Source organism: Synechococcus sp. Cu2B8-bc1011, from assembly GCF_047302735.1.
In the GTDB taxonomy this organism is placed as follows: domain Bacteria; phylum Cyanobacteriota; class Cyanobacteriia; order PCC-6307; family Cyanobiaceae; genus Synechococcus_C.
Genome location: NZ_CP138915.1, coordinates 1,985,164 through 2,007,141 on the forward strand (window position 1 = coordinate 1,985,164; position 21,978 = coordinate 2,007,141).

Genomic DNA, 21,978 nt, shown 5'->3' on the forward strand with positions numbered 1-21,978 from the left:
AGATCTTTTGATACATCCCTAGCTGCCTAAACGTCGCAACAGGTTGGTATAGGCCAGGAAAATTAAATCAAGTTCGTCACTACGACCGTGCTTTGCCAAAACCGCTCGTGCACCACTTTCCAGTTGAAACAAACAGATGCGATCATTTTCGTTTTGAACATAACTCTCAATCCAACCCACACAAACTGTGCGAACACCCCTGGTGACAGTGCAAACGCGATGCAAGGATGTGCTTGGATAAACAACAACTTCACCCTGCTTAAGCTTGATAGGGTATGACTCAGAAATACTATCAATCTCCAATTCACCACCCTCATACATTGTGTCATCTGTCAAAGAGAGGGTAAATGACAAATCACTTCGTCCACTGCTCATATAGGCATTATCAACGTGAGTACCATATCCACCTTCCTTTTCTGTTTTAGAAATTAAGAGTCGATGGAGCTTGCGAGGAAGGCAAAACCCCTTCACTGCAGGATGATTCCACATTGCACGTTCTACGAGCTCATGAATTTCTTTTCGCAATGCAGAGTCATAGTTAATTTGAAGATTTCTTTTACCCCCCTTAGCTTGAGCACCAGCGGTTAGCGAACCATCCAACCATTCCGCTTCGCTGGCAAGTCGTTCAAGCAAGCGCTCACAGGTTGTTTGATCCAGTATTTGCAATCGCAAGTGATTCATTGTTCAGTCCTTGTATCTCTGGCAAGATCGGCGAAGCGTAGCGCTGTGACAAATGATTCGTTTGCGTCCCAACAGGCTTCTATAATAAAAGAAAATGCTTTATTAAGATGAAACCTTTTTTGTTCCTCACATCTCTTTTGCCACTGGCTCTTTTTGCACCAGCGTTTGCGGCAGAAGAAGTCAGGGTTTACTCAGGTCGCCATTACAATACAGACCGGCAGGTTTACAAAAAGTTTTCAGATCAAACCGGAATCAAAGTTCGCTTAGTAGAAGCATCGGGAATTTCTTTGGTTCAACGATTAAAAAGTGAAGGCAAGAATACGAAAGCAGACGTGATCATTTTAGTGGATGCTGCACGCATCAACAATGCAGCCAATGCTGGACTCTTTGCCCCAATTCAATCTTCTTCACTAAGCAAATCTGTACCCTCTCGCTATCGAGACCCCAACAAAAGATGGTTTGGCCTAACACGACGAGTACGAGCAATTATCGTTAATCCAGCCATTGTTTCTCCATCGTCAGTGACATCATATTCACAACTAGCAAGTCCAGCATTAAAAGGAAAAGTATGCCTAAGGAAGAGAAAAAATGTCTACAATCAATCACTTGTTGCTGATCAACTGGCACTAAAAGGCACAGCCAAGGTTAAATCCTGGCTGAAAGGTCTTACTAGCAATGTCAGTCAACCCTATTTTGGTGGAGATATCGGGCTGATTCGGGCTGTTGCCCAAGGCCAGTGTGGCGTTGGAGTTGTGAATCACTATTACTTAGCGCGTATGAGAGCGGGGGTTAACGGAAAAAAAGATCAGCAATTAGCCAATGATGTGAAAATAGTGATGCCCAAACCTGCTCACGTCAATATCAGTGCTGCAGCAGTGTCGCGTTATTCCAAGAACAAAAAAAATGCAGTCAAATTAATTGAATTTTTAGCATCTCCTCAGGGAAGTGCCGGTATTGCAGGGCCCACCTATGAATTTCCCCTACAAGGCGTTGGTGGTTCAACCTATCTCAAAGGAATGACAAAATTCACTCCTGATCAAGTCACTATCTCGCAACTAAGCCGTTACAACAAAGAAGCCATCCGTCTTATGACCGAGGCTGGATGGAAATAAGCTTATCCAATACATAACCAAATAGTGCAGGATTTGGTTCGTCATGGTCCAGATCTGACAAGCCAAGCTCCTCGAGCCGATCTGATACTTTTTGCTCTAAATCATCTGGTCGGCTCAAAGGTTCACCCCATTCGTGATTCTTTTCTGGGCCAACTTTGGTTGTTGCATCGATAGCCATCCTTCCACCAAGTCCCAATTGCTCACTGGCAAAGTCAAGGGTGTCAAATGGTGTATTTTCCAAGATGAAGAGGTCCCTCTGTGGATCAACCTGTGCAGCAATTGCCCAGACAACCTGACGTGGATCCCGCACGTTGATATGTTTATCAACGACGACGACAAACTTGGTGTAAGTGAATTGAGGCAGTGCACTCCAGAATGCCATTGCAGCTCTTTTCGCCTGACCTGGATAGGCTTTATCAATTGAAATAACCGCTAATTTATAACTTAGTGCCTCCATTGGCAAAAAGAAATCTCTGATTTCTGGAATTTGTTGACGCAGAATTGGTGTATAGATTCTGTTGAGAGCAATCGCAAGCATCGCCTCCTCTTTTGGAGGACGGCCACTAAACGTGGTGAGAAAGATTGGTGACCGCCGCTGTGTCATGCAGTGGAAGCGCACCAAGGGTGAATCCTCCACACCACCGTAAAAGCCCATATGGTCGCCAAAAGGACCGTCTGGGCTCACCTCTCCAGGGGTAATGGTTCCTTCTAACACCACCTCACTGCAACTTGGCACCTGCAGATCAATCGTTTTGCAGGGAGTGAGACGTACGCCCTCCCCTGCATAAATTCCTGCGAAAAGCCATTCACTGAGCTGAACAGGAATCGGAGTTGCTGCCGCCATCACGAGTAAAGGGTGCACACCAATAGCGATGGCAACCTCCAGCTTTTTGCCCATCGCCGCTGCCTTACGCAGATGACGAGCCCCACCACGAACGCTCAACCAGTGCACGGTCATGGTGTTGACCGATTGGCGCTGCAACCGATACACCCCCACGTTTGGGACGCCGGTTTCTGGGTCCTTCGTGATCACAAGTCCCAACGTGATCACACCACCAGCATCACCCGGCCAAGGTCTGATCAAAGGGATTTGATCAAGATTGACCTCATCACCCAGAAACACCTGCTGCCGGCAAGGAGGAACAAGATCTCGGTCGGGTCGTGCCTTCACGAGATCCCAAAACACCCTCGCGAATTGCTTGGTCTCCTTGAGGTCTTTCGGAGGCCTCGGCTGCTGAAGAATCGCGAGCCTGGATCCAAGCTCCTCAAGCTGTTCAGCGCGCTCCAGACCCATGCTCCAGACCACGCGCTCCACAGTGCCGAGCGTGTTGACAGCAACAGGCATGCTGGAGCCAATCACGTTCTCAAACAGCAAAGCTGGTCCACCAGCGGCAAGAACCCGATCAGCAATGGCGGCGAGTTCTAGGTCTGGATCGACCGGAGCCGTAATGCGCCGCAGCTGTCCGCGCTCTTCTAGAAGCTGGAGAAAGCCCCGCAAATCTCTTGTTCCAGGGCCGGGTCCAATCAAAGCCATGGAGATGAAAGGGTGATCAGGAAGCAATCTCGTTACTGTGACGCACGCTGATCGAGATCGTGACCATGAAGGTGTCCTATTTCCACGTTGCTGGTGATGTGCCAGACACCATCAAGGGGCCTGATGGTCCTGACGCCGCAGTTGTGATCGATGTCCTGCGTGCCACCACAACCATTGCCTGGGCTTTGCATAACGGAGCAGAAGCGGTCCAAACCTTCGCTGATCTCGATGAACTTCAGGCCCAGGCCAACGCTTGGCCGGAAACCAAGCGACTGCTGGTGGGCGAGCGAGGGGGTTCCAAGCTCGATGGGTTTGATCTCGGCAATTCCCCCGTTTCCGTTGTTCCTGAGACCGTGAAGGGCAAACGCCTCTTTATGAGCACAACCAATGGAACCCGCTCCTTGCATCGGGTACGCGAGGTGGCCTGTGTGCTCACGGTGGCCTTGCCGAACCGTGAAGCGGTTGCACAACGACTCATCCGCGATCAGCCCAAGCAGGTGTGGATGGTGGGAAGCGGCTGGGAGGGCACCTATTCCTTGGAGGATTCGTTAGCCGCCGGCGCTCTCGCCGACTCCCTTCTGGCAGCAGGGGCCAGCGTTGCAAACGATGAAATGCAAGCGGCGTTGGCGTTGTGGTCCCAATGTAAAGACCATCCAGAAGGCTGTTTACGGATCGCCTCGCATGGACAGCGTTTGATTCGCTTGGGTGATCACGACGCCGATTTCCAACGCTGTGCTGGTCTTGATCAGCTCTCAGTTGTGCCTACACAGGCCGAACCAGGCGTGCTTCGTGCGGTTTCTGGGTAGCCGTACGGCTGTAAGCCAATACCATTTGCGCATCGGAATTAACGCACGTGAGTGACTTTTTGGCTGCGGCCCTGCAACTCACCAGCACAACGGACCCTGAAAGTAATTTTGCGGCCGCTGAGGAGCAAATCGATTTAGCAGCTCGTCGTGGTGCCGAGCTGATCGCTTTGCCCGAAAACTTTGCCTTTATGGGTGACGACGCTCAGCGCCTGGAGCTGGCACCAGCGTTATCGGAGAAGGCGTCCAAGTTTTTGGTCACCATGGCTCGCCGCTACCAGGTGGTCATCCTCGGTGGGGGATTTCCTGTTCCGGTGGGTGATGGCCAACGGCATTTTCAGAGGTCACAGCTGGTCGGTCGTGATGGGCAGGTGTTGGCGAGTTACGACAAGATCCATCTCTTTGACGTTGACCTCCCAGACGGGAGCTCGTACCGGGAATCAGCGAGCTTTAGCCCCGGAATGTCTCCCCCTCCCGTTGTGGATGTGCCTGGTCTGTGTCGGGTGGGGCTATCCATTTGCTACGACGTGCGCTTCCCTGAGCTGTATCGCCATCTCGTTGGAGCCGGAGCCGAGTTGTTAATGATTCCCGCTGCCTTCACAGCCTTTACAGGTAAGGATCATTGGCAGGTCTTGCTCCAGTCTCGGGCGATCGAAAACACGGCATACGTGCTGGCACCCGCCCAAACGGGCGTGCATTACATGCGCAGACAGAGCCACGGTCATTCCATGGTGGTGGACCCTTGGGGAACGGTGTTGTCCGATGCCGGGGTTGCACCAGGTGCAGCCATCGCTCCGGTTGACCCAAGCCATCTTCAACGCATCCGCGGCCAGATGCCGAGCCTGAAGCACCGCCAACCCGCGTTGTTCTGAAGGTCATGGCCCCGCTGCCCTTTCGCTTCACTGCGCTCGTCCTTGCCGCGGCTGTACAAGCCTCATCGCTGCTGATCAGCCTGCCAGCCCAGGCCGCTAGTGCCCTTGCAGCGTGGAAACTCAGCTCTTCAGGGGAGCTCCTGTTACGAACCGCTGCGGGTGCACGACTTCAAGCCTTCTTCGAAGCCGGAGATCGACAGCGCGGGCCCAGGGTGTGGATCGATTTTCCAGGTGAGCTCAGCCGCGCCAGAAGCCTGCCCGGTTCTGGCCCTGTCCGCGAAATTCGTCTTGGTAAACCGAGCCCGGGTGAAACCCGTTTGGTGATCGAGTTTCAGCCAGGGGTTGATCTCGATCCCAGTCAATTGAAATTGATCGGTACCGCTTCAAACCGCTGGAAGCTGAGGTTTCAAGGACTTTCCACCACTGGATTGCGAGCGATCGGGGAAGGAAATATCAACCGTGCAGCCTCAGGGTCCTGGGCCGGTGGCCTACGCATCCAACCCAGCCGAACTCCGGTGAATGCCGCAGGCTTACCCACCGTGACGCGAGGACGATATCGCGTCGTGATCGATCCAGGTCATGGTGGTCCCGATCCTGGCGCTGTAGGGATCCGAGGCATCCGGGAGAGTGAAATCGTTCTCGATATCTCGCTTCAAGTCGCTCGATTACTGGAAGCCAGGGGGGTTCAGGTCACCATGACGCGGACAGCGGAAGTGGATGTGGATTTGCCACCCCGAGTTTCGATTGCCAATCGCGTTGGTGCCGATGCTTTCGTCAGCATTCATGCCAACGCGATCAGCATGGCCAGGCCAGATGTGAATGGGATCGAGACCTTCTTTTACTCCGACCGTCGTTCCGCACGCTTAGCCACTCATCTGCAGCAGCAAATGCTAAATGTGTCCCCCGGCAGCCCGAATCGGGGTGTTAAAAGAGGTCGATTTTTTGTGATTAGGCGCACCACGATGCCAGCAGCTCTTGTCGAGATGGGATTCGTCACTGGCAACATTGATTCTCCGCGCCTCGCAACCTCGTCCCACCGTCAACGGCTTGCTTTAGCGATTGCCACCGGCATTCTTGATTATCTAAAAGGTGTGCGTTGACCATTCGTCTTGGACTGTTTGACAGTGGCATTGGCGGGCTCACCGTGCTGCGCAGAATCCTGGAGCGCCACGGTGCAGTGCCAGTGACCTACTTAGGCGACACCGCCCGTGTTCCCTACGGAAGTCGCTCTCCTTCAGAAATTCGTTCGATTGCGGCTGAGGTTGTGGCTTGGTTGCGAGCCCAAAAGGTCTCCACCGTTGTGATGGCTTGCAACACCACCAATGCTCTCGCCAGAGACGTCACCGAGGGACAGGCCGGCGTACCTGTTGTAGGTCTGATTGGAGCTGCCGCTGCTTTGGTTAAAGAATCGCGAGTTGGTGTTCTCGCCACGCCAGCAACAGTGGCCTCTGGCGCCTATCGAGAGAGCATCGAAGCGCTCCATCCAGGAACCTTGGTCGTGCAACAGGCCTGTCCGGACTTTGTTCCGCTGATCGAAGCCGGAGATCTCCGTTCTGATGAGCTACGTAAAGCGGCAATTCGATATTTACAACCCTTACTCGAGGCCTCCGTTGATTCGGTGGTGCTCGGCTGCACCCACTACCCGCTGCTCGTGCCGCTTCTTGCGAACTTATTGCCGCCTCATATGCGTTTGATCGATCCTGCTGTCGCCGTCGCAACGCAACTCGACGCCTTTCTGGGCCAACCGTTACCGGGAAGCCAAAATCAACCGGTATCACTGGAAGCAGCCCATCTTTGCGTGACGAAAGACGCCCAAGGCTTTGCGGAGAGAGCCACGGCTTGGCTGGGCCAAAGGCCTTGCGTTGATCTCGTGAATCTGCATCCATAGGTCTGCGTTACCTAGGATCACTGCACCGAGGGGATTCATGGCCACCGTCACCGAGTTGCTGCAGCCGGTCGAGGCGGATCTAGAGATCCTGCTAAGCGACCTTCGCAGCCTGATAGGAGCCGGTCACCCGATTCTCCAAGCAGCTGCCGAACACCTCTTCAGCGCAGGGGGGAAACGGCTTAGGCCAGGAATCGTTTTACTCATTTCTAGGGCGCTGTCTCCAGACGGAGAGCTCAGTTCGCGCCATCGACGCCTGGCGGAGATCACTGAGATGATCCACACCGCCTCACTCGTCCACGACGATGTTGTCGATGAAGCGTCCACCCGCCGTGGTGTTGAGACCGTCCACAGCCGTTTTAATTACAGAGTTGCCGTTTTAGCCGGTGATTTCCTGTTCGCCCAGGCGAGTTGGCATTTGGCAAATCTCGACAACCTCGATGTTGTGAAATTGCTCAGCCGCGTGATCATGGATCTCGCTGATGGTGAAGTAAAGCAAGGCTTGTTTCGCTTTGATACCGGTCAATCCTTCGAAACTTATTTCGAGAAGAGTTACTGCAAGACGGCCTCATTAATCGCCAATAGCGCAAAAGCAGCTGGTGTTTTAAGTGGCTTGCCTGAGTCTCAACTCGAGTCGTTATATCACTACGGTCGTCAGCTAGGTCTAGCGTTCCAGGTTGTGGATGACATCCTTGATTTCACCGCTAGTGATCAACAACTTGGGAAGCCAGCAGCTAGTGATTTATCGAGCGGCTATCTCACAGCGCCCGCTCTCTATGCCCTTGAGGAGCATCCTGCTCTATCGGGTTTGATCGAACGCGAATTCAGTGGAACCGGTGATCTCGAAACTGCTTTGGCTTTGGTTCGTGAATCAGAAGCGATTCCTCGCACAAGGGAACTCGCCAAAACATTTGCACGCGAAGCAAGACAATCCCTGGATTGGTTGCCCGAATCCCCGTCAAGAACAGCCTTACTCGAATTACCAGACTTCGTGCTTAGTCGTTTGTACTAAGGCTTTTGCAGAGTTGTCTCTCTGCTTCCGCCAAATTGGTGATACGAGTGAGCCGAGAATGGTGCAGTCCATCGGTTTCAACGAAGGCGTTTTGACTGAGAGCAGTTTCACTGGGTGGTGGGACCAATTGCCAGACCAAGCAACCTGCTTCTAAGGCCGACTGACACCCAGCCTCTGAATCTTCAAACACCCAGCATTCTCTTGGCAAAACCCCAAGTCGCTGGGTCGCTAACAGGTAGGGATCAGGAGCTGGTTTTCCTGCCCGAAGTTCAGGGTCATCACCCAACACACGGCTTTGAATCAAATCCAACCAAGGATGTCCAGAGATCTTGTACAGCAGGGACGCTTCCTTACTGCTGGTGACAAGTGCCATCGGCAAATGCTGAGAGCGGCAAAAACGGATGAGTGACTCAGCGCCAGGAACCGCTAGAGCCGAAGCCACTAATCGCTTAGCAATCGGCTCCCGCGCTGTCAGGAGCTGCTCCGCTGAAACGGACTGCTGCAACCATGAACACACCAAGTTGGCATTGTCATCCCGGCGACGTCCCTTGAGCTGCTGAAGTTGCTGAGGCGTTAAGGATCCGTTGAAGCAGGCTGCCGCTGCCTTCCAAGCCTCTGCCTGCAAGGGTTCGGTATCGAGCAGGAGCCCATCAAGATCAAACAAGCATGCTTTTGGCGCTGACAAGGATCCAGCCTTTGGCATCGTTGCCATATCACTCTTCTGTGGATTCTGACAACGCGACTGGTGCGGATGCTGAAAGCGTCGATAGTGTTGTGCTGTCAGTGCATTTGAGCAGCAGGCGATGAGTGAGGGTTCCACCATTGAGAGCGTGCTTCAAGAACAGCGTGTCTTTGATCCACCGGCGGACCTCGCCAGCGATGCGCGAATTTCTGGGATGGAGTCCTATCGCGCTCTTGCGGAAGCGGCCAAAGCAGATCCAGACACGTTCTGGGGAGACGCGGCCCGTCGTGAACTGCATTGGTTTGAACCGTTTCACACCGTTCTCGACTGGACTAATCCGCCGTTTGCGCGCTGGTTTGAGGGGGGAACCACCAACCTTTCCTACAACTGTCTTGACCGGCATCTGAATGGACCGAAGGCCAACAAACCAGCCCTGATCTGGGAGGGAGAGCCCGGGGATGTCCGCACCTTCACCTACAAGGAGCTGCATGCCGAGGTGTGTCGAGCTGCCAACGCCCTTAAGACCATTGGGATCGGCAAAGGCGATCTAGTCGCTCTGTACATGCCCATGGTTCCGGAGGCCGCTATCGCCATGCTGGCCTGTGCGCGCATTGGTGCTCCTCACTCTGTTGTGTTTGGTGGGTTCTCAGCAGAAGCCCTGCGGGATCGTCTCATCGACGGTGAAGTCAAAGCGGTCATCACGGCCGATGGTGGTTTCCGAAAAGACAAGCCTGTATCGCTGAAGCCTGCTGTGAATGCAGCGCTTGCCGATGGTGCTTGCCCAACGGTGCAGTCAGTACTCGTGGTGAAGCGCACCGACGAACCAGTGGAGATGGTGGCTGGGCGTGATCAGTGGTGGCACGAACTCGTGGACCATCAATCCGATGCGTGCACCGCTGAGCCCATGGCGAGCGAAGACAGATTATTTGTGCTTTACACCTCTGGATCAACCGGAAAACCCAAAGGTGTGGTCCACACCACTGCCGGATACAACCTCTGGACCCATTTGACCTTTCAATGGATCTTCGACATCCGTGATGACGATGTGTTTTGGTGCACGGCCGATGTGGGCTGGATCACTGGACACAGCTACATCGTCTACGGACCTCTGTCGAACGGTGCAACCACGGTGATGTACGAGGGTGCTCCTCGCCCCTCCAAGCCAGGGGCCTTCTGGGAGCTGATTCAGAAACACAAAATCAGCATTTTCTATACCGCTCCTACGGCGATTCGTGCCTTTATGAGGAGTGGCCGTGCGGTACCTGATCAATACGACATGAGCAGCCTGCGCCTGCTCGGCACCGTCGGTGAACCGATCAACCCTGAAGCCTGGATGTGGTATCGCGATGTGGTTGGCGGTGAACGCTGTCCGATCGTCGACACCTGGTGGCAAACAGAAACCGGTGGTGTGATGATCAGCCCTTTGCCTGGAGCGACCCCGACCAAACCAGGCTCTGCCACCTTGCCCTTACCGGGGATTCAGGCCGACATCATTGATGCCGAGGGCAATAGCTGTGATCCAAACGAGGGGGGGTACCTGGCGGTGCGAGCCCCTTGGCCAGGCATGATGCGCACCGTTCATGGAAATCCCCAACGGTTCCGGGAGAGCTACTGGGAAGCGATTCGCCCTGCCGATGGATCGCATCTCTACTTCGCTGGTGACGGAGCGCGCAAAGATGCCGACGGGTATTTCTGGGTGATGGGGCGTGTGGATGACGTCATCAACGTCTCAGGCCATCGTCTTGGCACGATGGAGATCGAGTCGGCCTTGGTCAGCCATCCCGCCGTCGCCGAAGCGGCTGTAGTCGGACGACCCGATGATCTGAAGGGTGAGGGGATTGTTGCCTTCGTGACGCTGGAGCTGGGACGAGAGTCCAGCGACGCCCTCGTTGCCGAGCTGCGCGCCCATGTTGGAAAGGAGATCGGACCGATCGCCAGACCGGATGAGATTCGCTGCAGCGATGCCTTGCCAAAAACGCGTAGTGGCAAGATTATGCGCCGGATTCTGAGAGCTCTTGCTGCCGGCGAAGAGGTCACTGGCGACACCAGCACTCTGGAAGACCGCTCCGTTCTCGATCGTTTACGCGGCTAGGGCCACCCCATCCATGCAGAGGCAGCTATCGCCTCGCTGTTTCTGCATGGTTGATCTCTCAAATCATCGGAAAATCAGGTGGAAGCAAGGCTTGGTCGGGCCATCCATCTTTTCCATAAATGGCATCCAAAATCACGTTGAGAAGCGAAGGTTTCTGCTGGAGCTCTTCTTTTGCAGCCCATTGAATTTCGCTCAATTCCTCCTCCGAAACGTGAAGAGCTGCGATCAACTCGCGATAAGCCATCCGTTCTTTTGGATTGATATCCGATGCATCGCCTGGGTTCCGCGACACACCAGCCACCAAACAAGCCACTCGGACCGCTGTGCACTGATCGGTGTGATTCGTGAGCAACTTGGCCAGCTCAGTCAAACTTTGTGGCTGATTGGGTCTGTAATCAGGGGTGGTGTCCGTGAGATAAAGGCGCTCAGGTAAGTCTTTGAGCAAACGCTCTTCCTCATCTGAAATCGAGCCATCACTCAGCGCGATGGACCTAGCAATCTGCAGAAGAACTTTTTGCGTGTTGTTGTCGCTCACAACAATTGAACAAGAGCTTCCTTAATCATGGCTGACGTTCAAGACCAAGTCGCACGTTGCTGATGGAATCAACCAATTGACCGATCACCCTGGCTCTTGAAGGATCATCGGCCCAATCACCGAGAAGGCCCTGTCGAAGTCCAGCACTGGCCGGGGTGAGGTGATCTCCCTTCATGGAAACAAACTGGCTTTGGTCATCGGATCGCCTGCTCAGCGCCTGCATCAAGTCCTGGCTTTGATCAAGCTGATCCGTCCCGAAGCGAATCACCAGGTTGTGGGGCTGTAAGTAATAGCGTTCAATCAAGCGCAGAGTTTCCTCTGGCCCAGGACTGAATTCCGTGACCACACCAAGGCTTGGCGCCAGGGTGCCAAGGAGGGGAATCGACCGTTCAGCGGTGAAATTATTGAAACTCAACGCGACCATCGCAACACTGTTGCGTCCGCCATCCGGTGCAAGCAAATGCAACTTGCAGCCCAAGCTATGACCGACGCGGACCGGAGCAAGATCTTGTCCTAAACGCTGATTCAAGGCAGAGCGACAGGTGCGAAGGGCCTGCCAACCTTCTCGGGCCTGCAGCTGATGGTCGAAACCTGGCACAAAGCTCCAAGCGTGGACAGCGAACTGACGGGCAGCCAATCCTTCCAACAGACGCCGGTAACTGATCTGAGGATTGGTGGCGAGATAGCTTCCTCCAATAAATTCAATCAGTCCTTGCGGTGAGGCAGGCCAGAGGCACCAGCAGCCCTGTTGTCGCTGCCAGCGGCTCATCCTTTTGACAGCTCCTTCACGATCCGCTCGGCTTCACGCACATGCGCCGGGCCATCGAGCATGTTGTTGAAGAGATGACGAATCGTGCCCTCCGCATCAATCACATAGGTCACTCGTCCTGGAAGCAATCCAAGAACTTTCGGAACCCCAAAACTCGAACGCAGTTGTTGACCCTGGTCACTCAGGAGAGGGAACGGCAACTGGTAGCGCTGAGCAAATTTTCGATGACTCACAGCATCGTCGCTGCTGACACCCCACACCACAGCACCGAGAGCCTCGAAAGAGGAATAGGTATCGCGGAAGGCACACGCTTCTGCTGTGCAACCAGGGGTGTCGTCTTTGGGGTAGAAAAACAACACCAAGACCTTGTCATGCAGCTCATCACGACGACGCAGCACGCCGTCTTGATCTTCGAGGGCGATCTCTGGTGCCCGGTCTCCGATCGTGAGAGCCATGGAGGGAATCAAGAATTAGCGGCACCCTAGGAAGCACTTAGGGCAAGACGGGAGAATGCCTGTCAGAACGGAAAAGCTGCAGTGATGGAGTCAGGCGCAGTTCCTGGTCAATTAAATCTTCTGGGTGAATTCCAGGTAGAAGAGCCGGTAGCTCTTCCGATGCAACAGGAGCAAGAGAGCGATGAAGCAGCCGTTCAAACCCTGTTGATCATTGATACGGAAACCTCAGGCCTGGCACCTGAAGCGCATCACTGCCTCGAAATTGGCGCCATTTTGTTTGATGTCCCAAGCCGGCAGATTCTGGCCCAGATGTCTTGCCTCTTGCCCGTTGAATCCAATGCGGCTGAGGCCATCAATCGCATCCCCGCCGCAGTCACTCGACTACCACAACCCTGGAAACCAGGACTCGACTACTTCCAGGAACTACTGAACGCTGCTGATCTACTGGTGGCCCATAACGCGGCCTTTGACCGGCAATGGTTTGGAAGAGGCCATCTTCCTGCAACAAATCTGCCCTGGCTTTGCAGCATGGAAGACATGCGTTGGCCCGAAGACAAGCAGCTCAGGTCACGACCTTCAGTCCGTGACTTGGCACTCGCCTATGAGATTCCGGTTTGGGCGGCCCATCGAGCGTTAACCGATTGCATCTATCTGGCAGAAGTGTTCCGCCGTTGCGATCAACTGGAACAACTCATCGAACGTGGATTGGAACCCCGTTCCTTAATGAGGGCTCAGATTTCCTATGACGATCGCCAGTTAGCTCGAGATGCAGGCTTCCGTTGGAATGATCCAGTGAAGGGGGCTTGGACCAGGCGTCTCAGCCAACGCGAAGTGGAAGAACTGCCATTTGCAGTTGTGCCCCAAGACGAGAGTTAACGTCAACCATCCTGATTTATTTCAGCAATCCGAAGCCACGTAGGTGATTTTTGAAGGGTCAGGCTCACGGCATCAGGCTGTCAGTACGGTTGTTCTCTCATTTCGGCCCAGCGTGCAGAGATTTCTCAGCCACTGCGAATTCCGGAGCTTTGATCCCTTACGGCAGCGCTTGAGGCGCTGGCAGGAGGTTCGCACCTGGGCCCGTCTGATCAGAGAAGCGGAATCCCTGTGGCACGTGGATGTTCGTGAGTTGAGGCGACTCGGAGCGATTGAACTTTCACAGTTGCTGGACGAAGTGCCTCCGACGGAACGAATCCGAGTGAATCGCTGGCTCATTCGCTATTCCGTCGAAACGCGTTTGACCTGCCCTCAAAACGATCAAACCGCCACCCCCAGGACACACAAACATCAGGAACATGACGACCCATAATCCGAACGAAACGATGGATCAACACCAAGCAAATGAGAACCGATAACCAGTCCTTAACGCAACCTTTAAGTGCCTATGGATACCAACACCTAAAACAAGCATGCAGTGATTTCGCAACATGCGTCGTCCTTTCTTGATTAGCTCATCCATGACTCTCATGGGTGTAGCAGCAGGCCTAGGCCTTGCAGCCTGTACCAGTACAGAAAACAGTAACAGCAACATCGAAGGGACACTTGCAGCTGCTGGCGCTTCCTTTCCCGCAGCGATTTATCAACGTTGGTTTTCTGACCTAGCGCCACAAGGAATCCAAGTGAATTACCAATCCGTGGGTTCCGGAGCGGGTGTGCGCCAATTCACTGCAGGCACGGTTGACTTCGGGGCTTCTGACAAGCCAATGAAACCCGAAGCCATTGAAAAAGTGAGTCGTGGTGTCGTGCAGATCCCGATGACGGCAGGTGCCATTGCCGTTGCTTACAACAACTCTGGTTGCAAACTTGAGTTATCACAAAAACAATTAGCAGGAATCTTTTTAGGCAACATTAATAATTACAGCGAACTTGGATGCGATCCAAAAGCCATCAAAATTGTTCATCGCTCCGATGGATCTGGCACCACCTACAACTTCACTAAGCACCTTTCAGCGATCAGCCCTGAATGGAAAGAAAATGTTGGAGCTGACAAGTCTGTTCAGTGGCCAACAGGAATTGGAGCGAAAGGAAACGAAGGAGTGTCTGCGCAACTTCAACAAATCGATGGTGGCATTGGCTACGTCGAGCTGGCCTATGTGAAAGGAGATCTCCAAGCAGCTGCTGCTGAAAACGGATCAGGGAAGAAAGTCTTCCCCACCAACAAAACTGCCAGTGAAGCACTGGGGTCCATCGATCTTGGTCCAGATCTGATCGGTGGCAACCCAAACCCCATGGGTGGATATCCAATCGTGACGTTCACATGGGTGCTGGCCTACGCCAACGACAATGCTGAAAAGCTCCCGCTTCTTCAGAAGACCTTTAATTACATGCTCTCGGACGAGGCCCAGTCCAAAGCTCCAGAGCTTGGTTATGTGTCACTTCCTCCAGAAGTGATCAGCAAAGCGAAGGAAGCCGTTAACACACTTAAGGAGTAATCTTTAGAAGAGCAACATATAAAAAGAAAGCCCAGGGGGGAGCAGAATGTTGCCCCCATTTTTAATGATCAAAAATCTAAGGCTTGTTACCCTGGGTCTGATCAAGAACAAGTCCGGGAAGGTCAGCACAGCACAACTTCAACATCGCCGAAAAGCTAAAAAAACAACAAACGAATACGATCCAGGGAAAGACAAGAACAACTAACTTAACCACTTAAAACAAAAAAGGAATTCACACATAAAATCAATCAGAATTCTCTAATCAACTCGAGCAATTACACTGATTGAATAGAGTTAACGCAATGCCTAGGCGGTAAAGGTAATTTGCAACTGCTCAAAAACGCTAGACCAACAAGAAGACAAGACATCCATAAACAAGCCTGCATTCCACCTAGCAAGAAAATACCTCCAGACAACAATGTCCCCGTCAAACGTCCCGCCGCATTCGCCATGTAATAAAAACCTACGTTGAGGCTGACGCTCTCAGAATCGGTGTACGAAAGCACCATGTAGGAGTGAATGGAGGAGTTCATCGCAAACACAATTCCAAAAGCAGCCAAACCAGCAGTGATGGCAATCGAAACATCTACCTCACGCCACAGCGCTACAGCGATGAGAGCCGGTATCGCAGTTAATAAGGCACTCCAGAACTGGAGGGATGAAACCCCAGGTGGAGTGTTTTTCCCCCAAAGACGACGTAAAGCAGGAGCAGAACCCTGAACGATGCCGTAACCAATCACCCAAAGGCCAAGAAAACCGCCAATCTCCCAGAAGTTCCACCCCAAAGACGCCTCGAGAAAGACGGGCAAAGCCACCACAAACCAAACATCTCTAGCCCCAAACAAGAAAAAACGAGCCAAAGACAGAACATTGATCCCCTGAGATTTAGAGAGCAGGGAGGAAAACGACGGTTTGACCCTCATCTTGCCGAAATCAGCTGGCAAAACCAAGGTTGGCAGGAATGCAAATGCCAAACCCGCAGCCATCCAGCCGACTGCTGCATTGAAGCCCAAGGAGGTGAGAAGAACACCACCCAGAAAAAAACCTACGCCCTTGAGAGCATTTTTGGAGCCAGTAAGAATGGCAACCCATTTAAACAGTTGTGATTCACCGGCCTGCACATCATCTGCATTCACGGGAACAACGACCTTAATTGCGCTTTTAGCACTCATTTTGTTGAGGTCTTTTGCAATGCCACTAACTGCCTGAGCCACCATTACATAACTCACACTCAATAACTTAGGCCAGCTAGCAGCAACAGGTATCAGCATCAACAATGCAACAATCTGAAGCAAAGTACCAACCCATAACGTAAGACGTAACCCATAGCGAGCACCAATCAAACCACCATAGAGATTAGTGAGGATCCCAAAAAATTCATAAAAGAGAAACAAAAACGCAATCTCAAGAGTGGAGTAACCAAGTTCATGGAAGTGAAACAACACCAACATGCGCAAGGCACCGTCAGTAAGCGTGAACGCCCAATAATTCGCAGTCACGATGCTGTATTGCTGCAGCGAAGAAAACCTCATTCCTCGAGGCAGGCCACATGGCATGCCAAATCCGCCATTCGTGAACTGTATCCCCATTCATTGTCATACCAAGCATAGACCTTAATTTGAGTGCCGTTGATGACCATGGTCGACAAGCCATCAATGATGGTACTGCGACTGTCATTGACATAATCCACAGACACCAATGGACGGGTTTCATAGCCAAGAATGCCCTGAAGTTCTCCATTGGCAGCGGCTTCAAAGGCTCCATTAACGTCCTCTATGCTCACTTCTTTCTCCAGTTCAAACACTGCATCAGTAAGGGATGCATTCAAGAGTGGAATTCTCACCGCATGACCATTCAACTTACCTTCTAATTCAGGAAAGATAAGACCGATAGCTTTTGCTGATCCAGTTGTGGTTGGAATCACACTTTGAAGACAGGATCTAGCACGTCGTAAGTCATTATGAAAGCCATCCACAACAACCTGTGTATTAGTGACATCGTGGAGTGTAGTAATCGAACCGTGCTTAATCCCGAAGCTGTTATGAACAACCTGAACAATGGGTGCAAGACAGTTTGTCGTGCAAGATGCTGCTGTTACAACCTTGTGATGACTGGGGTCATAGAGATGGTGATTAATACCATAAACAATATTCAGAATATCAACGCCATCAACATCACCTGTAACTGGACAAGCAACCAGTATTCGCTTCAGGTTTAAAACATTTAAGAATAATTTGAGCGATTCTGATGTTTTAAATTTTCCACTACATTCTAGAAGCATTTCTACGCCAGATTCAATCCAGGATGCACTCGCAGGATCACTCTCTGAGCTATATCGCACTTGCTGTTCACCGACAAGAAATCCATTCAAGTGGGGGCAAACCTGATGTTGCCAGCGGCCATGAACAGAGTCAAAGTGAAGGAGATGGGCAGCAGCAACAGCATCACCAGCGCAATCGTTCACATGAACAATGTCAATGCCTGGACGGCCCCATAGCGCACGAAAAACGAGCCGACCAATCCGGCCAAAACCATTGATGCCAATTCGCATCGAAGCCAATCAAAAGCTGTGTCCACATCTACTCACAACAGGGCCGCGGTGTGTTTAGAAAGGGTTAAAATGCCGTGTAAGCCAGGTAAAGTTTTGCTCTTCCTCAAGCACCACACCTAAAGCCAGCCATCAATGACTCGAGCAGGAGGGTGGGAAAATAAATCAAGAAGTACTATCGAGAAGCATTATGCAGATCAGGAGATTATCAGTAATCGCAAAATTCCTTAAACAAACCATTACCAGTTCTTTGCTCAGTGCTGAATGAGACTCCATTAGGTTATTTGTGAAACCACGAGAACATCGCGAAATGGTTTGCACTCCTAGCAACTCCAGCGAATTCATCGGAGATTTAGAAAACAGTTATCAACGTCGCCTTATTCATTTCGATTCAGGAGCCAAGGTTCCCTTACTACCCGATCATCTTTGGATAGTCGTAAGAGGTATTGTCAAATTGAGTTTCCTCAATGAGCAAGGTGAAGATATTTTGATTGGACTTGCAGGAGCAAACGAACCTTTTGGAGAGCCATTAACGCACCTCAATCTTTACGAGGCCACGACTCTTGATCACTGCGACTTACTTGGTCTTTCAATGAAAGACGTCAATACCAATCCAGATCTGAGCAGAAGTCTGATGAAGGCGATGATGCGCAGAACACGTCAGTCCGAATCGCTAATCGCCCTATTGGGTCTCCGTGGTGTTGAAAATCGCATCAAAAGCTTTTTAGAACTTTTAGCAGAAGATTATGGCCATCCATGTGATCAAGGACTGAATCTAAATTTACGCCTAACCCACCAGGAAATAGCCGGTGCAGTAAGCACAACTCGAGTCACCGTCACGAAGGTACTCGGTCAACTCAAAGAGAGCGGCTGGCTTCAGTATGACAACAATCAACGAATCATCGTGAGCCACCTTCCAAATCCTATTAAATACAAAAACATTCCAACTCATGAAACTTCTTCGAGAGGATGAAATACGCCAAAGGCTAAAACCATAAATCTCGAACCATAAGATATATCAATTAAACTTTCCAAGGAAATCTATCAGCATTTACTGGTTTTCAGTAGATTGACGATTTCATGTAGTTGACAACCCTAGCGATGTCTTAATTACAAATCAACAAAAACGGTACCCAAAACCTCGCACAGTAAATATCTTAGCCGGACTAGAAGGGTTGATTTCAATTTTCTCACGAAGCCAACGAATGTGAACATCAACCGTTTTTTTGTCGCCGATATAATCGACCCCCCATATCTGATCTAAAAGCTCGTCTCTACTCCACACTCTCTTAGGGTTTTGCATGAAAAGCTCAAGGAGTTTATATTCTTTAGGCGAAAGCTTGAGATCGCAACCATCACGACAAGCCCTGCATTCATCGGGAAAGAGCTTGAGATCACAACACTGAAACTGTTCAGGAGCCGTTCCTTTCAATGCGGCTCCACTCAATGGATGGCGTCGTAAAAGAGCTCTACAACGAGCTAAAAACTCACGATAGCCAAAGGGCTTCACTAAATAATCATCGGCACCAACTTCGAGACCTAACACACGATCAGCTTCCGTATTTAAACTACTAGTCATTAAAACAAGAGCTTGATTATTTTGCATCCTGAGTTTTCTACAAAGATCAAAACCACTGAGCCCGGGTAGCTTGCGATCAAGCACAATCAATTCAAACTCTTCACACTGTAAAAGATCCCATCCAAGTAATCCATTGTCCAAAGATTTAACATCAAATCCCTCTTCCCTTAGAACTCCACAGACCTGATCACGAATTTCTTCATCTTGATCCAAAACCAACAAACGGGCGGCATGGGAGATATCAAAAAAATCGGATGTCATCTGGATATGAACAACTTGAAAAAATCCTTTAGGGACTCTCTCATCAGTATAGCCAACGAGCTGTTTCTCTGTATAACTCTTGCCATCGATCGAGAAGCTAATGAGAACCAGGTAAGAGAGAGCAGGTAACCAAGAAACGATCCAAAAGAGATTGATTCACTCCAACCGATCAGATGGGATACGACACCGGTTCATCCGCAGAAAATGGGATACAGCCGTAAGAAGATATAGGGAAAAAACTCCATCATGAAATAGCAAACCATAAAAAAGACCCCCAGCAAAAGCAGAGGGTCTGACATTAACAAGCTAACTGAGAATTAGTGTCAAACTCTCCTTAGAATTTAAAGGTTGTTTGAACCAATCCACCAAAGACATTAAACTGGCCGTCATAGCCTCTTCCGTTCCCGAAAGCTTGAGTGTCCTGTCCTTCAGGACGAGATAGATAAAACAATGCTGGAGTAACAGCAATGTTGTCCGTCACCTGGAAATTGTAATAAAGCTCGAAGACATAATTGCCATCGTAGGGGGTATCACCGCCCTTTAGAGCCGTTGCGAAAGTAGGTTGACCAACAGCGAAGCCAAGATCATTCCCTTTCAAAAAGACATCATCCCACTTCAAACCAGCCATCCAACTTTGCGTAGTCACAGGCGAGCCTTCGACCTTGTCGTTTGAACTAACTGTATTCAGACCCCAACCAAGAGAGATGGAAGGAATGAAACCAGGATCCTCAGGTGCCCAATAGGCATTGAGGGCATAGCTGTTGGTACTACTGCCCCTACGAACGCCGTTAGCGTCGAAACAACTGTTGTTCCAGTTATTGTCTTTTGCGAAAGATGTACCGCGACGTAGGCCATTACCGCTATCGCATTGACCATATCGATAACCAAAAGCAAGTCCCCAGCGAGGACCGCCATAACCTAATTGGGCCATGATACTAGCCTCAGAATTAGAGGTCATAAATCCACCCTCATTAGGGTTTGAATTATTTCCATCCTTATCGTCAGCAACATAGTTTATGGAAACACTCAAATTGTTATCGCCTTTCTTAACTTTTTGCTGCCAATAAGCACCAATCAATTGACCTGTTTCCTTATTGTAGACACCACTGGTACCCATGAGTGAGGTCCAATCAAGAATCTTTGCCCCACCTTTGTTGTACTTAGATGGCCAAAGAGCAATGGATTCAGTATTACGTGCAACAGCACCAGCGATCACTGTGAACTCATTCCCAACTGGGAACTTGTAATACAAGCGGTCAATAATGACATTGTTGTTAGCACCGCCGCCACCAGCAGAATCGGTGGCAACATCAAGTGCTGTCAGATTCACTCCTGAGCCGCCGAAGGCGTTAGAACCCTTTGTAAAATTACCTGTACGAAGGCGAGTCAATAGTTTGTCTTTACCCGTGAAGCTGGTGTTAAGAACTAAACGCTGATCGTAGTTAAAAGTTGTTGCTCCATAACTGGCATTGTATGCATCGGCAGCATCATCGTCTCCACCGCCGTTGACGGCACCAATCACAAAGGTGGTCTTGCCCTTCAGCTTGGTGGTGGTGGAGAACTGAGTGGCTTCCAGTTCGCCAACGCGAGCTTCCAAACCGTCAACACGGCCCTTGAGGATGGCGAGTTCCTTTTCGAACTCCTTCATCAGGCGCTTGAGCTCGTCGGTCACTTCGGTGACGCGGTCGAGACAGGCGTTCAACAGAGCAGCCGCTTCAAAGCGGGTCATCGCCCTGTTACCGCGGTAAGTGCCGTTGGGGTAACCGGCCACACAGCCGTAGCGCTCGATCAGGTTGCTCAGAGCCTGATAAGCCCAGTCGGTTGGGTAAACGTCGGAAAACTGAGTGATGCTGGTGACTTGCTCGCCAGAAGCGGCGTAGTCAGACACACCATTGATGTTCAGCTCAGTGGCGTTTGCAGCCACTGGTGCCAAAAGGCCCAGGGCAGCTGGGGCCACCAGAAGTTGATGGAAAAGTTTCATTTTTGGTCCTCACACCAAAAAATTAATTTGGGAATCAACCCGAGTACAAATTATTAGATTCTGTATCAATAGGCAGTGTTCTGCGCAACAAATGAATGTGTCCCACGCCACAAATGAGTCCCTACTAAATTGCATAAACAAGACTTTTCCTTTCGTTAACTTCGGCTTAACCAAAAGCAATCGTTAACCTTATCGTTATCCAAGCAATTACCAAGGAAAGGGCTTTCAGCTTTATCAGACAGGCGCCGAATCAGCTTAAGCATAAATTCATTGATCTTCTTGGGTTGAAACTCTTGAATTGAAGTTCCTGCATTGAGGGTCTTGTCCGACCAAGTCACGCGTCTCGAATGTTCAAAAACCAAAGTTTCATCAACATTATCTCCCCTTTCTTGTAAACATTATCCAAGCTAGCTTCGCATCAAGCTCTATTAAATTAATCAACTTGCTTGTTAATCAGATCTGAATGCAATCTTTTGTCCTTCTCGGGCGTAGTTTTTATTTTACTGGGACCTTATTCTTCATCATCTGATCCAGCAGGACATAAGCGATCAATCGGAATTAAAAATGTGCCCCGACGGAAGCGCACCGCGGCAATTTCGAGGGGATGAAGGGCAACCACCGCTCCGGATTCATCGCTGCCAACAAGATCGGAAGGGCGAAGCATTGGCATGGGGTCTGCCGTTTTGAGATAGGGCATCGGGCTGATCAGTTGGACTTGGTCACCGATAGAAACGGTCATGACACCTGG

General features: G+C 51.0%; 22 protein-coding genes. 11 read left to right on the forward strand and 11 right to left on the reverse strand.

Going from position 1 to position 21,978, the window contains the following annotated elements:
• Positions 1-18: 18 nt before the first annotated feature.
• Positions 19-681, reverse strand: a complete 663-nt coding sequence (locus tag SIC18_RS10170) for a Fe2+-dependent dioxygenase (RefSeq protein WP_413429544.1) — start codon at positions 679-681, stop codon at positions 19-21.
• Between the two features lie 107 nt (positions 682-788).
• Here SIC18_RS10170 and SIC18_RS10175 point away from each other — a divergent pair, with 107 nt between their 5' ends.
• Positions 789-1,793: an extracellular solute-binding protein gene (locus SIC18_RS10175; protein ID WP_053068535.1), complete on the forward strand. Its 1,005-nt coding sequence runs from the start codon at positions 789-791 to the stop codon at positions 1,791-1,793.
• Here the strand turns inward: SIC18_RS10175 and SIC18_RS10180 are convergent.
• Positions 1,768-3,327, reverse strand: coding sequence for a UbiD family decarboxylase (locus tag SIC18_RS10180; RefSeq protein WP_413429546.1), 1,560 nt, complete (start codon positions 3,325-3,327; stop codon positions 1,768-1,770). The two genes, SIC18_RS10175 and SIC18_RS10180, sit on opposite strands and share 26 nt — an antisense overlap.
• A gap of 65 nt (positions 3,328-3,392) precedes the next feature.
• Between SIC18_RS10180 and SIC18_RS10185 the strand changes: the two genes are divergently transcribed.
• From SIC18_RS10185 to sds, 5 genes are read left to right on the forward strand one after another with little or no spacing between them, the layout of a single operon-like run.
• Positions 3,393-4,133 (forward strand): 2-phosphosulfolactate phosphatase family protein, encoded by a 741-nt coding sequence (locus SIC18_RS10185; RefSeq protein WP_413429547.1) that lies wholly within the window; start codon positions 3,393-3,395, stop codon positions 4,131-4,133.
• Between the two features lie 47 nt (positions 4,134-4,180).
• Positions 4,181-5,002: a carbon-nitrogen hydrolase family protein gene (locus SIC18_RS10190; RefSeq protein WP_048346602.1), complete on the forward strand. Its 822-nt coding sequence runs from the start codon at positions 4,181-4,183 to the stop codon at positions 5,000-5,002.
• Positions 5,003-5,007: 5 nt separating this feature from the next.
• Positions 5,008-6,102 (forward strand): N-acetylmuramoyl-L-alanine amidase, encoded by a 1,095-nt coding sequence (locus SIC18_RS10195; RefSeq protein WP_048346603.1) that lies wholly within the window; start codon positions 5,008-5,010, stop codon positions 6,100-6,102.
• A complete protein-coding gene (gene murI, locus SIC18_RS10200; protein ID WP_048346604.1) occupies positions 6,099-6,890 on the forward strand; it encodes a glutamate racemase in 792 nt (263 codons plus the stop codon). The genes SIC18_RS10195 and murI overlap by 4 nt, the downstream gene beginning before the upstream one ends.
• A gap of 37 nt (positions 6,891-6,927) precedes the next feature.
• A complete protein-coding gene (gene sds, locus SIC18_RS10205; protein ID WP_413429549.1) occupies positions 6,928-7,899 on the forward strand; it encodes a solanesyl diphosphate synthase in 972 nt (323 codons plus the stop codon).
• On the opposite strand, the gene SIC18_RS10210 is transcribed toward sds, so the two are convergent.
• On the reverse strand, positions 7,883-8,722 hold the full coding sequence (locus SIC18_RS10210) for an HAD family hydrolase (protein WP_413429551.1): 840 nt from the start codon (positions 8,720-8,722) through the stop codon (positions 7,883-7,885). The two genes, sds and SIC18_RS10210, sit on opposite strands and share 17 nt — an antisense overlap.
• Between SIC18_RS10210 and acs the strand changes: the two genes are divergently transcribed.
• On the forward strand, positions 8,703-10,673 hold the full coding sequence (acs, locus tag SIC18_RS10215) for an acetate--CoA ligase (RefSeq protein ID WP_048346606.1): 1,971 nt from the start codon (positions 8,703-8,705) through the stop codon (positions 10,671-10,673). The genes SIC18_RS10210 and acs overlap by 20 nt on opposite strands.
• Before the next feature lie 58 nt (positions 10,674-10,731).
• Here acs and SIC18_RS10220 read toward each other — a convergent pair whose 3' ends face one another.
• The 3 genes from SIC18_RS10220 to SIC18_RS10230 are packed head-to-tail and all read right to left on the reverse strand — an operon-like array spanning position 10,732 to position 12,432.
• The gene (locus SIC18_RS10220; RefSeq protein WP_048346607.1) at positions 10,732-11,208 is read right to left on the reverse strand and encodes a hypothetical protein; all 477 of its coding nucleotides are present in this window, start codon (positions 11,206-11,208) and stop codon (positions 10,732-10,734) included.
• A gap of 25 nt (positions 11,209-11,233) precedes the next feature.
• Positions 11,234-11,977 carry a DUF1350 family protein gene (locus SIC18_RS10225; protein WP_413429553.1) on the reverse strand — a complete coding sequence of 248 codons (744 nt, stop codon included), beginning with the start codon at positions 11,975-11,977 and terminating at the stop codon, positions 11,234-11,236.
• Positions 11,974-12,432, reverse strand: a complete 459-nt coding sequence (locus tag SIC18_RS10230) for a peroxiredoxin (RefSeq protein ID WP_048346609.1) — start codon at positions 12,430-12,432, stop codon at positions 11,974-11,976. The genes SIC18_RS10225 and SIC18_RS10230 overlap by 4 nt, the downstream gene beginning before the upstream one ends.
• Positions 12,433-12,516: 84 nt before the next feature.
• Between SIC18_RS10230 and SIC18_RS10235 the strand changes: the two genes are divergently transcribed.
• The 3 genes from SIC18_RS10235 to pstS all read left to right on the forward strand — a co-directional run bounded on the left by SIC18_RS10235 (position 12,517) and on the right by pstS (position 14,861).
• Positions 12,517-13,308 (forward strand): 3'-5' exonuclease, encoded by a 792-nt coding sequence (locus tag SIC18_RS10235; RefSeq protein ID WP_413429554.1) that lies wholly within the window; start codon positions 12,517-12,519, stop codon positions 13,306-13,308.
• Positions 13,309-13,420: 112 nt separating this feature from the next.
• Positions 13,421-13,738 (forward strand): hypothetical protein, encoded by a 318-nt coding sequence (locus SIC18_RS10240; RefSeq protein WP_048348170.1) that lies wholly within the window; start codon positions 13,421-13,423, stop codon positions 13,736-13,738.
• Positions 13,739-13,856: 118 nt separating this feature from the next.
• Positions 13,857-14,861 (forward strand): phosphate ABC transporter substrate-binding protein PstS, encoded by a 1,005-nt coding sequence (gene pstS, locus SIC18_RS10245; RefSeq protein WP_413429556.1) that lies wholly within the window; start codon positions 13,857-13,859, stop codon positions 14,859-14,861.
• Positions 14,862-15,136: 275 nt separating this feature from the next.
• Here the strand turns inward: pstS and arsJ are convergent, their stop codons facing one another.
• Both arsJ and SIC18_RS10255 read right to left on the reverse strand, forming a co-directional pair.
• Positions 15,137-16,393, reverse strand: a complete 1,257-nt coding sequence (arsJ, locus tag SIC18_RS10250; RefSeq protein WP_413429557.1) for an organoarsenical effux MFS transporter ArsJ — start codon at positions 16,391-16,393, stop codon at positions 15,137-15,139.
• The gene (locus SIC18_RS10255) at positions 16,390-17,412 is read right to left on the reverse strand and encodes an ArsJ-associated glyceraldehyde-3-phosphate dehydrogenase (RefSeq protein WP_413429558.1); all 1,023 of its coding nucleotides are present in this window, start codon (positions 17,410-17,412) and stop codon (positions 16,390-16,392) included. Before SIC18_RS10255 ends, arsJ begins: the two co-directional genes overlap by 4 nt.
• A gap of 307 nt (positions 17,413-17,719) precedes the next feature.
• Between SIC18_RS10255 and SIC18_RS10260 the strand changes: the two genes are divergently transcribed.
• Positions 17,720-18,382, forward strand: a complete 663-nt coding sequence (locus SIC18_RS10260; RefSeq protein ID WP_413429559.1) for a Crp/Fnr family transcriptional regulator — start codon at positions 17,720-17,722, stop codon at positions 18,380-18,382.
• A 144-nt stretch (positions 18,383-18,526) separates the two neighbouring features.
• On the opposite strand, the gene SIC18_RS10265 is transcribed toward SIC18_RS10260, so the two are convergent.
• The 3 genes from SIC18_RS10265 to SIC18_RS10275 all read right to left on the reverse strand — a co-directional run bounded on the left by SIC18_RS10265 (position 18,527) and on the right by SIC18_RS10275 (position 21,969).
• Entirely contained in the window at positions 18,527-19,249 is a 723-nt protein-coding gene (locus SIC18_RS10265) for a response regulator transcription factor (protein WP_413429560.1), read from the reverse strand.
• 334 nt (positions 19,250-19,583) lie between these two features.
• Positions 19,584-21,230, reverse strand: coding sequence for an iron uptake porin (locus SIC18_RS10270; RefSeq protein WP_413429561.1), 1,647 nt, complete (start codon positions 21,228-21,230; stop codon positions 19,584-19,586).
• A 511-nt stretch (positions 21,231-21,741) separates the two neighbouring features.
• Positions 21,742-21,969: an NAD(P)H dehydrogenase assembly family protein gene (locus SIC18_RS10275; protein WP_413429562.1), complete on the reverse strand. Its 228-nt coding sequence runs from the start codon at positions 21,967-21,969 to the stop codon at positions 21,742-21,744.
• Positions 21,970-21,978: the final 9 nt, after the last annotated feature.